This window comes from Flavobacterium sp., assembly GCF_028689845.1.
In the GTDB taxonomy this organism is placed as follows: domain Bacteria; phylum Bacteroidota; class Bacteroidia; order Flavobacteriales; family Flavobacteriaceae; genus Flavobacterium.
In genome coordinates, this window is record NZ_JAQVCH010000049.1 from 1 (window position 1) to 12,228 (window position 12,228).

The 12,228-nt window shown below is 32.6% G+C and carries 13 protein-coding genes and 1 pseudogene; 4 read left to right on the plus strand and 10 right to left on the minus strand.

From position 1 onward, the window contains the following. Window positions 1–30: 30 nt before the first annotated feature. From PHR76_RS12640 to PHR76_RS12650, 3 genes are read right to left on the minus strand one after another with little or no spacing between them, the layout of a single operon-like run. The gene (locus tag PHR76_RS12640; protein WP_300063359.1) at window positions 31–1,314 is read right to left on the minus strand and encodes a DASH family cryptochrome; all 1,284 of its coding nucleotides are present in this window, start codon (window positions 1,312–1,314) and stop codon (window positions 31–33) included. After that, window positions 1,307–1,480 carry a DUF2256 domain-containing protein gene (locus PHR76_RS12645; RefSeq protein WP_300063362.1) on the minus strand — a complete coding sequence of 58 codons (174 nt, stop codon included), beginning with the start codon at window positions 1,478–1,480 and terminating at the stop codon, window positions 1,307–1,309. Before PHR76_RS12645 ends, PHR76_RS12640 begins: the two co-directional genes overlap by 8 nt. After that, a complete protein-coding gene (locus tag PHR76_RS12650; protein ID WP_300063365.1) occupies window positions 1,470–2,117 on the minus strand; it encodes a flavin reductase in 648 nt (215 codons plus the stop codon). The genes PHR76_RS12645 and PHR76_RS12650 overlap by 11 nt, the downstream gene beginning before the upstream one ends. Before the next feature lie 148 nt (window positions 2,118–2,265). Between PHR76_RS12650 and PHR76_RS12655 the strand changes: the two genes are divergently transcribed. After that, window positions 2,266–3,609: an NAD(P)/FAD-dependent oxidoreductase gene (locus PHR76_RS12655; protein WP_300063369.1), complete on the plus strand. Its 1,344-nt coding sequence runs from the start codon at window positions 2,266–2,268 to the stop codon at window positions 3,607–3,609. Window positions 3,610–3,660: 51 nt separating this feature from the next. On the opposite strand, the gene PHR76_RS12660 is transcribed toward PHR76_RS12655, so the two are convergent. The 3 genes from PHR76_RS12660 to PHR76_RS12670 are packed head-to-tail and all read right to left on the minus strand — an operon-like array spanning window position 3,661 to window position 5,940. Further along, window positions 3,661–4,023, minus strand: a complete 363-nt coding sequence (locus PHR76_RS12660) for a cupin domain-containing protein (protein ID WP_300063372.1) — start codon at window positions 4,021–4,023, stop codon at window positions 3,661–3,663. Between the two features lies 1 nt (window position 4,024). After that, on the minus strand, window positions 4,025–4,393 hold the full coding sequence (locus PHR76_RS12665; RefSeq protein WP_300063374.1) for a DMT family protein: 369 nt from the start codon (window positions 4,391–4,393) through the stop codon (window positions 4,025–4,027). A gap of 17 nt (window positions 4,394–4,410) precedes the next feature. Next, window positions 4,411–5,940 carry a helicase HerA-like domain-containing protein gene (locus PHR76_RS12670; protein ID WP_300063377.1) on the minus strand — a complete coding sequence of 510 codons (1,530 nt, stop codon included), beginning with the start codon at window positions 5,938–5,940 and terminating at the stop codon, window positions 4,411–4,413. Window positions 5,941–6,059: 119 nt separating this feature from the next. On the opposite strand from PHR76_RS12670, the gene PHR76_RS12675 reads away from it, so the two are divergent. Further along, entirely contained in the window at window positions 6,060–6,692 is a 633-nt protein-coding gene (locus tag PHR76_RS12675; protein WP_300063380.1) for a 7-carboxy-7-deazaguanine synthase QueE, read from the plus strand. A gap of 30 nt (window positions 6,693–6,722) precedes the next feature. Here PHR76_RS12675 and PHR76_RS12680 read toward each other — a convergent pair whose 3' ends face one another. Next, window positions 6,723–7,430 (minus strand): class I SAM-dependent methyltransferase, encoded by a 708-nt coding sequence (locus tag PHR76_RS12680; RefSeq protein ID WP_300063383.1) that lies wholly within the window; start codon window positions 7,428–7,430, stop codon window positions 6,723–6,725. Between the two features lie 109 nt (window positions 7,431–7,539). Here PHR76_RS12680 and PHR76_RS12685 point away from each other — a divergent pair, with 109 nt between their 5' ends. Next, a complete protein-coding gene (locus tag PHR76_RS12685; protein ID WP_300063386.1) occupies window positions 7,540–8,034 on the plus strand; it encodes a YkgJ family cysteine cluster protein in 495 nt (164 codons plus the stop codon). A 53-nt stretch (window positions 8,035–8,087) separates the two neighbouring features. Here PHR76_RS12685 and PHR76_RS12690 read toward each other — a convergent pair whose 3' ends face one another. Then, entirely contained in the window at window positions 8,088–9,347 is a 1,260-nt protein-coding gene (locus PHR76_RS12690; RefSeq protein ID WP_300063389.1) for a DUF1343 domain-containing protein, read from the minus strand. Between the two features lie 93 nt (window positions 9,348–9,440). Between PHR76_RS12690 and PHR76_RS12695 the strand changes: the two genes are divergently transcribed. Further along, complete coding sequence (locus PHR76_RS12695) at window positions 9,441–10,676, plus strand: FtsX-like permease family protein (protein ID WP_300063392.1); 1,236 nt, start codon at window positions 9,441–9,443, stop codon at window positions 10,674–10,676. Here the strand turns inward: PHR76_RS12695 and PHR76_RS12700 are convergent. Together PHR76_RS12700 and PHR76_RS12705 are read right to left on the minus strand one after the other, a co-directional pair. Next, window positions 10,673–11,851, minus strand: coding sequence for a cation:proton antiporter (locus PHR76_RS12700; RefSeq protein ID WP_300063395.1), 1,179 nt, complete (start codon window positions 11,849–11,851; stop codon window positions 10,673–10,675). The genes PHR76_RS12695 and PHR76_RS12700 overlap by 4 nt on opposite strands. A gap of 274 nt (window positions 11,852–12,125) precedes the next feature. Beyond that, window positions 12,126–12,228: pseudogene (locus PHR76_RS12705) on the minus strand (IS1595 family transposase); the annotation flags it as partial.

The following is a 12,228-nucleotide window of genomic DNA, read 5'->3' on the forward strand; positions in this document are numbered from 1 at the left end:
TACAACCTACAACCCACAACCCATTACTTTTTAACTCCAAAGCTTTTGAAACTCCCCTTTCCCATCATACATTTCTGCTTGTCGTTTGATATTGAATTTTCTATCTCTAGGATCATTCCCAACACCTGCATTATACATCCAGTTTCCATAATTGGAATGAACATCATAATCAATCAGCATACTTTCAAAATATTTTGCAGCAATTCTCCAATCTTGTTCCCATTCTTTCGCCCAATAACTCGCTACATTTTGCCTACCGCGATTGCTCATAAAACCCGTTTTTTGCAATTCTATCATATTGGCATTTACAAAAGGTTCGTGTGTGTTGCCGTTTGTCCATTGTCTAAAGGCCTTATCGCTAACTTTCCAATCGTATTCTTTGCCTAAAATACCATTTAATTTAAAAATTTTATCTTCGTGTTTTAAAGAAATATATTTAAAATAATCACGCCAAATTAATTCAAAAATTAACCAATACGTATCTTCATTTTTACAAATTTCTCTTTCATAATTCTGTACTTGCCAATAAATAGTTCGTGCCGAAATGCTTCCGTTGGCCAACCAAGCAGAAAGCTTAGAACTATAATCTTTTCCAATTAATCCGTTTCTTGTTTTTTTGTAAACAGACAAATTTTCGGTTTCAAAAAAATAATTTTCTATTCTCATTAACGCATTCGTTTCGCCACCACGAAAAGGAAAAGCTGAGTTTTTATGTAACTTGAAACTTTCTAATCCTAAATCTTCCAAACTCGGAATTATCATTGAGGTTTCAAAGAAATTTTCTTTTGGCATTGAAGCGACCGAAACGCAAGGACGAATTTTACTCTCTTTTTCGCATTTTTTTCTAAACTCGGTAAAAATTTCTGGAATTTCATCAAAACTAGTATAAGGAATATCGCTAGGATGAAACAAAAACTGATCGTAAGTTTCTATCCAATTAATTTCAGACAGGTTTATTTTAGCCTTAACATTAGTATTAATTAAAACTTCATCGGGCGTCCATTCTTTTTGTAAAAAAATGGATGTAATAGCATGTTCATCTACCAATTGTGGAATTACATTTTCAGGAATATCATGAAAAATGTAGAATGGAATATTTAAGTTAGCCAGGTTGTTTTTTAAATCCCGTAAGGTTTCCAATAAAAACTTGGCTCTAAATTTTTCTGTTTTTTTAAATCCGTGTTTATTTATTTCAAACTGCCTTGGATCTAAACAATAAACACCAATTACGTTGTTCGTATTTTTACTGGCTTCAAAAAGAGAATTATTATCTTGAACGCGTAAATCATTTCTAAACCAAACTAGATTATTCATTTTTATTGGAATTTGTAATTTTATTATTGCAATTTCTATTTAATCTACATTTATCACTGCAATACTTCACTTCCTCCCAGTTTTTCTCCCATTTTTTTCGCCATGAAAAAGGTAATTTACAAACCAAGCAAATTTTTTCGGGAAGATTTACTTTTTTATGAGCCATTTTTTAGCATTGATTTTGTGGGAACATTTGGACGAGCATATTCAAAGCGATCGATAACTTTAGGTAAGCAATAAGTATCTAATCCATTTACAGTAACAATATCTCCTAAATCTAAGCGAAGCCAATTTTCTTTTTGGATGATATTTTCTGCGACATTAATCTGTTCAATCGAAGCGATAATATGAATCGTTCCGTTTTCTTTTATTTCATATTCGTTCACATATTTACAGAGTAGTTGAATTGGACTGCCTTTTACAAAAGGAATTGAAATGTGATGTAGGTATTCTTCTTCTAGATTTGTTTTATCAAACTCTGAGGTAAATTCGTCATAACTCGCTGAGGTATGGTGTGCGTCAGAAATCATGCCCTTTGTTACATGATTTACCGTAAAATATAGGTTTTCTTGGATATTTCGATACGTATTTCGCTGTACAGTTGTTGGTCGAAGTATAAAACCGAGTAGGGCAGGATCACTTCCCAAATGAGTGATGCTACTAAAAATGGCTACATTGGTTGCGTTTTCTTTACTTTTTGTGACGATCAAATTTGCCGATTTGTATCCCGTGCAACCGTTGATTAAATTAATTTTTGGAATCTTAGCAAGGTTTTGAAAATCAGCTTTAGTAAATTGTATCATAACTTTATTTTTGTCAAATATAAAGAATGTTCAACTAAAAATACAAAAAGTTAAACAAAATGTTTCAAAACCTAAACTTTACTGTTCATAACCTGAATTAATAATTTTGTATTGCTTACTTTTGTAGTCCAATTTTTCATTTTCAATCATGCAGACGCCACAAAAAATCGCCGTTGTAGGTTCCGGATTAGTAGGGACTTTATTGGCTATTTATTTAAAGAAATTCGGACATACTGTTCATGTTTTTGATAGAAGTCCAGACATTCGAACAGTAGAATTTTCAGGGCGTTCCATTAATTTAGTTATGTCAAATCGCGGATGGAAAGCTTTAGATGATATTGGAATAACAGAAGAAATTAAAAAAATTGGCATACCCGTTGATAAGCGAGGGATTCATCTGCAAGATGGAAGTTACACCACCCAATATTACGGAAAGGAAGGGGAAGCTATTTATTCATTATCACGAGGGATTTTAAATCGTAAAATGATTGATTTAGCTGAAGATGCTGGAGTTGAATTCTTTTTTGAGCATCGAATTTGGGACATTTCCTTAGCGGATGCCACGTTACACATTGGAGAAACCGAAAGAGGTGAGTGGACTTCCTTAAAGTACGATAAGGTTTTTGGTGCTGATGGAGCTTTTTCGCGAATTAGACACCGCATGCAACGTCAAAGTATGTTCAATTATTCGCAAGAATTTTTAAAAATTGGCTACAAAGAATTGCACATCCCTGCCAATCCTGATGGGACTTATAAAATTGATAAGAACTCACTACATATTTGGCCTCGCGGTAATTTTATGTTGATGGCTTTGGCTAATTTAGACGGTTCATTTACTTGCACGTTATTCATGCCTTTTGAAGGAGAAGATTCCTTTAAAAGTTTGAATGACGAAAAAACATTATTAGAATTTTTTGCAAAATATTTTCCAGATACTAAAGAGGTGATTCCAGATTTAGTAGAAGATTTTTTTAAAAATCCTAAGAGTTATTTGGTTACCATGCAATGTTATCCATGGACACATAATGATAAAGTGGCATTGATTGGCGATGCTTGTCATGCGATTGTTCCTTTTTATGGTCACGGAATGAACGCTGGTTTTGAAGATATCACTATTTTAAATGAAATGATTTTAAAATATGGCGATAATTGGGAAACCATTTTTGAAGAGTATCAAAAATCGCGTAAACCCAATACGGATGCAATTGCCGAACTTTCTTACCAGAACTTTATGGAAATGAGTGCAAAAACAGCTGATGAGAAGTTTTTACTGCAGAAGAAAATTGAAAAATGGTTTTCTGAAAAACATCCGGATAAATGGATGCCACTTTATAGCCGAGTAACATTTAGTTTACAGCCTTACGCCGAAGCTCTTGCTATTGGTGAAAAGCAAAATAAAATAATGGAAGAAATTATGCAATTGCCTAATATTGATGCAGATTGGAGTAGTGAACGAGTGGAGAAAAAGATTATTTCATTATTAAATTCTTAGTAAAAAAACCAAATTTCAACTTATTCATTTAAAGTTTAAAATTTTTAAATTTTATTCTTCTCGATGCACTTTGTTAAAATCAAAAGCAGGTTTGCAAACCGCAATATATTCACAAGGTTCATCAAACGGATTGGAATATTGAACTCGAGTATTTGCTTCGATTTTTATAGATTGTCCCGCTTCTAAAACGATAATTTCATCTTCAATAATAAATTGTTTTTTGCCTGAAATAATAAAAGTATATTCTTCAAATTCAGGTATTTGAAAAGGTTCACTCCATTTTGGCGGAGCAATCATGTGAGCAATTGAAATATCCTTGTTTCCTGTAGTTGCAATTCCGTGATGCTCTTCAATACGTTTGCCATCGGTGGTTGGAACAATAAAAGGTGTTTTTTGAATAAAATATTTTTTCATATTATTTTTTAAAAATAAAGTAAACGGCTAGTATTAAAAAACAAAAACCTACAAAATGATTCCATTTAAAGTTTTCATTTTTAAAGAAAATCATTGAAAAGCCCACAAAAACTACTAATGTGATGACTTCTTGAATAACTTTCAATTGCAATAGTGAATATGGTCCACCATTCCCTTCATAACCAATTCTATTTGCTGGCACTTGAAAAAAGTATTCGAATAAAGCTAGTCCCCAACTAATTAAAACGATAGTGATTAATCCAGCATTTTCAAACCACTTTAATTCTTTAAATTTTAGATGACCATACCAAGCTAATGTCATAAAAACATTTGATAAAATTAACAATCCAATAGTTATAATTCCTTTCACTTAATTTGAAAATCTTGTTATTTTTTAAACATTTTCATCAAAACCCCCATCGCTCCTCGAATAAAAGTGGCACTAGTCAACACTTTTACCACCGCTTTAGTGGTTTGACTTTGCGGTTCTGGTCTAGTTGTCGTTTTTTTAGTTACTTTTTCTTCCGCTTTTTTAATCTCTTCTTTCTCTGATAGAATTTGTGCTGCTTCTATTTTCTTACTTAAAATTTCATAAGCACTTTCTCTATCCACCACTTCATTGTATTTTTTTGCCAATTTCGATTTGGCAATACTAGCGTCAATTTCAGCTTCAGATAAAACATCCATTCTGCTCATTGGAGCTCTCAACATCGTCGCAGCCAATGGCGTTGGAATTCCTTTTTCGTTTAATGCTGTCACAAACGCTTCGCCAATTCCCAATTGGGTTAGTACTTCATTGGTTTTGTAATAATCTGAAAGCGGATAATTTTCGGCAGTCATTTTGATGGCTTTTCTATCATTTGCTGTAAAAGCTCGCAAAGCATGTTGGATTTTTAAACCTAATTGAGCTAAAACACCATTGGGAACATCTGTTGGATTTTGAGTAATAAAATAAACACCAATTCCTTTAGAACGAATCAATTTTACAATCGTTTCAATTTGATCTTGCAAAGCTTTGCTGGCTTGGTCAAAAATCAAATGGGCTTCATCAATAAAAATTACTAATTCTGGTCGTCCAGCATCGCCTTGTTCTGGCATCGTATTGTAAATTTCGGCCAATAAACTTAGCATAAACGTCGAAAACAACTTTGGTTTATCTTGAATATCAGTTAAACGCATGATGTTAATGTAGCCATTTCCGTTTTCGTCAATTCGCATTAAATCAGCGACTTCAAATGATTTTTCTCCAAAAAATAGTTCCGCACCTTGTTGTTCTAACTCAATGATTTTTCTTAGGATAGTTCCTGTACTTGAAGTAGAAATTTTTCCATATTCCGATTCAAAAGCCGCTTTTCCATCATCGGTAGAATATTGTAACACCTTTTTGAAATCTTTTAAATCTAATAAAGGGAATTTATTATCATCACAATATTTAAAAATAATAGAAACAATTCCTGTTTGCGTATCATTTAAATCTAAAATTCTAGAGAATAAAACAGGGCCAAATTCGGAGACAGTCGCCCGTAACCGAACACCATTTTGTTCAGAAATAGTCATTAATTCTACTGGGAATCCTTTAGTAGAATAGGGTAATCCAATTTTAGCATGTCTTTCAGTAATAAAGGCTTTTTCTTCTCCAGGAACTGCAATTCCAGAGAAGTCGCCTTTGATGTCCATCATCAAAACTGGAATTCCGTTTTGCGAAAGCTGTTCAGACAATACTTGAATGGTTTTTGTTTTTCCAGTTCCGGTTGCTCCAGCAATTAATCCATGACGATTCAAGGTTTTTAAAGGAATTTTTACATGAACATTTGGCACGGGCTCTCCATCTAAAATGGCACCACCAAGCGTTATAAAATCGCCTTTACAAGTATAACCGTCTGTAATATGTTTACTGAATTCTTCTGTTTTGCTCATTATTCTAAATTTATCTATCAAAAGTAGTAAAAGCAATTAGATTTCAAAAGCAATCATTTTCAAATTTTGAAATTTCTCCTTTTCAAATTCACTATCTTTGCCAACTATTTTTAGTTAAAATGTTAAAGAAAGAAACACAATTGGCGGTTGATAAAGGCGAAATGTTGCCTTTGATGGAGGAGTTTTACACCATTCAAGGCGAGGGTTATCATACTGGAACAGCGGCTTATTTCGTCAGAATTGGTGGTTGCGATGTGGGTTGCCATTGGTGTGATGTGAAAGAAAGTTGGAATGCAGCTCTTCATCCGCCAACTTCGACGGAAATTATTGTAGAAAACGCATATAAACATGCCAAAACAGTAGTCGTCACCGGCGGCGAACCCTTAATGTGGGACATGACTTTTTTAACTAAAAAGTTGAAAGAAAGTGAACTTCAAGTACACATAGAGACTTCTGGAGCCTATCCGGTAACTGGACAATGGGATTGGTTTTGCCTTTCGCCAAAGAAAAATAAATTACCTGTTGTTGAAGCATATGCGATAGCTAATGAATTGAAAGTTATCATTTATAACAAACATGATTTTATTTTTGCCGAAGAACAAGCTTCAAAAGTAAATCCAAATGCGATTTTATTTTTACAACCAGAATGGAGTAAAAAAGAAGAAATGACACCTTTAATTGTGGACTATGTGATGAATAATCCTAAATGGAGAGTTTCATTGCAAACGCACAAATATTTGAATATTCCTTAGTTTTTAAATTTTCAATTTTCGAATTGAAATTTACTTTTTCAATCTCGCTAAATAATCAAAATGTTCGCCTTCTAGAATTAATTCGCATTGCAAACCATTCGCGTGAGCGGCATTTTGTAAGGTGTTATAATCGATATACATCCAATTAAAAGGTTCTTCCTTTTCACCTTTATAGTGGATGTCAAACACAAGTTCACCATAATAATCCATCTCAGCCGGTATCCATTTTCCGCCTTCTTCATCCTCATCAAACATATAAATGATGTCTGAACTATCTAGTAAAATCTGACCATTTTCTGTTAATAGTGATTTCAATTTTTCTAGAAATTTTCCAATATTTTTTAAACGGCCACACATGCCAGCACCGTTCATTAAAAGCAAAATGGTGTCGAATTTTTCATTATTCAACTGCATGACATCTTGAACGATAGCATTTTTTAAACCTCTTAATTCGCAAGCTTTAATTGCATTTTGTGAAATATCGATTGAAGTTACCGCCAAATTTCTCTCGTTTTGAAGGTACAAGCTGTGACTTCCGGCACCACAACCAACATCCAAAACCCTCCCTTTTGATAGTTCTAAGGCTTTTTGTTCAAGCTTAGGCATTTCTGAAAAATCTCGAAATAAATAGGCCACACTCATTTCGTCTGCTTCTGATATAGAGGTTTCTGTAATTAAATCTTCAGGATTATTTCCGGTTTGATAATCTAAAATAGCTTTTCCAAATAAATCTTTCATAGTGTCGTTGTGGGGAGTTGCGAGGTACAAAGCAAAGCAATCTTTCCTGCTTTTTAATTATTTGTTTTAGAAGTTGTTTAACTTTGCGATTCAACTTTAAAGATTAAACTTGAAACCTGCCTTAAACGAACTGGAAAAACTAGCCAAAGATAAGCATATCGAAAACAAAAAGTATTTTGATAAGTTAAAAAAGAAAACGCCTAAGAATTTAGATTACGTTATGCAAGATTTGCATGACGCTGAATTTAAAAAAACAGATTGTTTGGATTGTGCTAATTGTTGTAAAACAACCGGGCCTTTGTTTACCAATGCGGATATTGAACGAATTTCAAAACATTTTAAACAAAAACCACAACAATTTATAGAACAGTATTTGCGTGTTGATGAAGATAACGATTATGTCTTACAACGTGTTCCATGTGCGTTTTTAGAAAGTGATAACAAATGTTTTATTTATGACGTTCGACCAAAAGCGTGTCGCGAATTTCCACATACAGATAGAAAAAAGTTCAACCAAATTACGGATTTAACTTTGAAGAATGTGGCTGTTTGTCCGGCTGCCTATAATATTGTGGAGAAGATGAAATCGAAATTGCCTTTGTAAAGCAGTAAGACTTTCCTAAATTCTATCACCAACAACCTAAAACCTATTGTTTTCTAATAAACTAGATACTTCTTTCTCATCTCTTTAAAAGCAATCAATCCATTTTCCCAACTTTTCCTAATTTCAATTTCTGAAATTCCGTTTTCAATTTGTGCTTGTAATTTTTTGGTTCCAGCTAATTTGGTGAAAAAGGAATTAAAAAAGTTCGATTTATCCGAAGTTTCTAGATACGCTTTCAACAACCATTTCAATTCTAATTTGGATACTTTTTCAATTTTTGATAAATCTTCTCCATAACAAAGTTTGCCATTATGCACGGGGTCTTTTGCTCCTTCGTTCGGTTTTGGTGTAAAACTAAAATTGCTTTTTGGCAGAAATGGCGAACCGTACAGTTGAAATTGCTTTTCTGTGCCACGGCCAACACTGACATTTGTTCCTTCAAAAAAACATAAACTTGCATAAAGATTAATTGCTTGCGAATTGGGTAAGTTTGGCGAAGGTTTTACAGGTAAATGATAATCCATTGTTCGCTTGTAATTCAAACACGGAATTACTTTTAAGTCGCATTGGATGCCATTTTTCAACCATTTTTCACCATTAATCATTTGAGCATATTCGCCAATGGTCATTCCGTGTAATACCGGAATTTCATGCATTCCCACAAAACTGGTGTTTTCTTTTTCTAAAATCGGCCCATCAACAATGCTTCCATTCGGATTTGGTCTATCTAAAACGAGAAGCGGAATGTTGTTTTCTGCACATGCTTCCATGATATAATGTAAAGAAGAAATATAGGTGTAAAATCGTGCCCCAACATCTTGTAAATCAAAAACCATGACGTCAATTCCAGCTAATTGTGCTGGTTTTGGTTTTTTATTATCGCCATAAAGCGAAATAATTGGCAACCCAGTTTTGGTATCTTTTCCATCTTTAATTACTTCACCAGCATCTGCCGTGCCACGAAAGCCGTGTTCTGGAGCATAAATTTTTTGAAGATTAATTTCTTGTTCCAATAAAAAATCGACAAGGTGGGTTGTAGGGCGTACAATTGTGTTTTTTGGAATTGCTTTCGCGACGACCTCAATTCGGTTTATGATTCCAGATTGATTTGTTACTATGCCCACTTTTTTACCTTTAAGCAAAGGTAAATAGGCAGTTTGATTTTCTGCACCTGTTTTTAAATCTTGTGTTTTTATAACTTCAGCCAGCGGTAGGTCAGTTGACTTGTTGTTTATTTTAGGCTCATTTTTCTTACCACTTCCGCAATACACCAACAAACACAATAAACTTAAACTCAAAAAATAATATTTCATAATCAATTAATTAAAATCCAAAACCAGAGTAGCTCAGTTGTTCAGTGACTTGGGAACATAAAAAAAACTATATTTGCAACAAATCCAATTCCATTGAAATTAGAATATTTTATAGCCAAAAGACTTACTACGGCAAAACAGCATAAAAGTAGTATTTCTAAACCAATTATAAAAATTGCCATTGCCGCAATAGCGATTGGCATCATTATGATGATTATTTCTGTGGCTACAGGTTTAGGATTACAGCAAAAAATACGCCAAAAAGTTTCGGCTTTTAATGGTCATATTGTAATTGCCAACTTTGATGATAATCAATCAGAAGTGAGTAAAACACCTATTTCTACAAAACAAGATTTTTATCCAACATTTAATTCGGTTCAAGGAGTCAATCACATCCAAGCTATTGCTAGTAAGGCAGGAATTATCAGAACAGAAACCGCTTTTGAAGGCATTATATTTAAAGGAGTTGGAAGTGATTATAAGTGGGAAAATTTAAAAGAATATATTGTTGAAGGAAAAGTGCCCAATGTTTCTGGGGATTTGAATGCAGAAGTGCTCATTTCTCAATTCTTGGCCAATCGTCTTTTGTTAAAAGTAGGAGATAAATTCAATACTTTTTTTATGAAAGAAGACAGTAATGAATTGCCAAATCTTCGTGTATTTACGATTGCTGGAATTTACAATTCAGGCTTTCCGGAATTTGATGCAACTTTTATTTTGGGCGATATTCGACATGTGCAACGCATCAATCGCTGGAAGTCTGACGAAGTTGGTTCCTTTGAAGTTTTTATTGATGATTTTACTAAAATTGAACAAAAAGGAGAGGAAGTTTATGAACAAACTTCGTATATGTTTGATAGTAAAACTATTGTAGATAAATATTTTTATATTTTTGAATGGCTACAACTTTTCGACTTTAATATTCTTGTTATTTTAGTGATTATGATAGTAGTCGCGACCATCAATATGGTTGTTGCATTATTGGTTTTAATATTGGAACGGACTCAAATGATTGGGATTTTAAAAGCGTTAGGAGCAACGAATTGGACAGTTCGAAAAATATTTTTATTCAATGCCTTTCATATTATATTGAGAGGATTGATATGGGGGAATATAATTGCCATTTTAGCGATGCTAGCTCAACAACATTTTGGTATTGTGAAGTTAAATCCTGAAAACTATTATGTAAGTGAAGCTCCAGTTTATATCAATTGGTTTTATATTTTTCTACTCAATTTAGGAACTATTTTAGTTAGTTTTTTGGTATTGTTGGTTCCTTCTTTTATCATTACAAAAATAGCTCCAGTAAAAGCGATACGATTTGATTAATTGGCTGACTTTTTGGGCTCAACGTGTTCCTTTTTATTAATAATTAAACCAAACATCATTACTAAAGCATTAAGGATGATGACTTGTATAATTAATGATTTATTGACTAATGCCGTAATTTGACTTATAGGAATCGTTAAAAACAATAAAATCGTTATCAATCCTCGGGGAGCAATAAATAAAATAGGCATCAATGCAATTTTAAAAAGCATTAAAAAAACGAGTCGAACGACAAAAATGCCAATGGTAATTCCTACTGCCCAAATGATAGTCTCCGTATTAAGCAATTCTGCCGTTTCAATTAAATATCCAAATAATAAAAAGAATAAAGAGCGAATTAAAAAAGCGATTTCTCCCGTTAATTCTTTGAACTTGTGAACTTCTTTATTTAAAAGATCAGGCTGCAGTTTTTCAATAAAAGCAATATGCTTTAACTCATCTAAATTTCCGAGAAAAAGACCAAATAATAAAATGAAAATTAAAGCAGGTAAATGATATTCTTTTGAAATGGCATAGATTAAAACTATCATTAATATAATAGGAACAAATTTAACGGAATGTTTAATTTTGCTTAATAAAAAAGCAAGACTCAAGGTGGAAATAATGGTAATAACCAAGATAATAAACAATTGTAAAAGAAAATTCCCTACGGATTGTGTTCCGATATAGGCATTTAAGGTGATGAAATTAAAAAAGATTACACCAAAAATATCTGAAAGACTACTTTCATAAGTCACAAATTCCTTTTTAAAGCCATTTAAATTTTGCACACTCGGTATGGCAATTGCACTACTTATAATCGCTAAAGGAATGGCATTCCCGAGTCCGATTTTAAAATCAATATCGCCAAAATAATATAAAGCATAGCCCAACCCAAAACTCACTACAAGCATTGGTAATAAAGCCATCAAAGAAGTTTTGCCAACCAAAATGAATTTCGATTTATTAAGTTCTAATTCCAATGAACCTTCTAAAACGATAAGAATTAATCCAACAGTTCCTAAAACAGGTAAAATTGGGGTTAAGTCTGGAATGGGAATTTTCACAAATTCAGCAATTTGTCTAACCGTCCAGCCTAAAACTAGTAATAAAATAACAGAAGGTATTTTTGTTTTTGAGGATGAAACATCAAATACATAGGCTAAGACCAATAAAATACAAATTGCTATAATCAAAGTGAGATTGTTTTTAAAATAGATTTAAAATCATATTGATTTTAGCATTTTTAGGCTTCTTCTCAATTGAATTTTAATTTTGTTGAGTAGCGAAGGTAAAAAAAAAATAAAGAAATCAAAAGACTAAATTAATTTGTACATCAATTATAAAAAGAATTAAAAAAAAAATTTCTAATCATTTTATATTAAATTGTGCATGCGTTTTTGTTTTTTATGTTATGTTGCGACTTCTATTTAATTTTATAGAAATTATTTTTTGATTGTCCGTTTTTTGTCATAATCCTGTAATGCCAGCAATTACTAATCTATCGAATAGTTTTTCTTCAAAATATCTTCTATTTAACTTGTAAACAAACTCATTTAGATATAATTGAAGA

Bases quoted from the DNA above. Each gene is read 5' to 3' on its own strand.
- PHR76_RS12670 (WP_300063377.1), bottom strand. From the start codon at position 5,940: ATGAGCAAAACAGAAGAATTCAGTAAACATATTACAGACGGTTATACT.
- PHR76_RS12675 (WP_300063380.1), top strand. From the start codon at position 6,060: ATGTTAAAGAAAGAAACACAATTGGCGGTTGATAAAGGCGAAATGTTG.
- PHR76_RS12645 (WP_300063362.1), bottom strand. From the start codon at position 1,480: ATGGCTCATAAAAAAGTAAATCTTCCCGAAAAAATTTGCTTGGTTTGT.
- PHR76_RS12655 (WP_300063369.1), top strand. From the start codon at position 2,266: ATGCAGACGCCACAAAAAATCGCCGTTGTAGGTTCCGGATTAGTAGGG.
- PHR76_RS12690 (WP_300063389.1), bottom strand. From the start codon at position 9,347: ATGAAATATTATTTTTTGAGTTTAAGTTTATTGTGTTTGTTGGTGTAT.
- PHR76_RS12660 (WP_300063372.1), bottom strand. From the start codon at position 4,023: ATGAAAAAATATTTTATTCAAAAAACACCTTTTATTGTTCCAACCACC.
- PHR76_RS12680 (WP_300063383.1), bottom strand. From the start codon at position 7,430: ATGAAAGATTTATTTGGAAAAGCTATTTTAGATTATCAAACCGGAAAT.
- PHR76_RS12650 (WP_300063365.1), bottom strand. From the start codon at position 2,117: ATGATACAATTTACTAAAGCTGATTTTCAAAACCTTGCTAAGATTCCA.
- PHR76_RS12640 (WP_300063359.1), bottom strand. From the start codon at position 1,314: ATGAATAATCTAGTTTGGTTTAGAAATGATTTACGCGTTCAAGATAAT.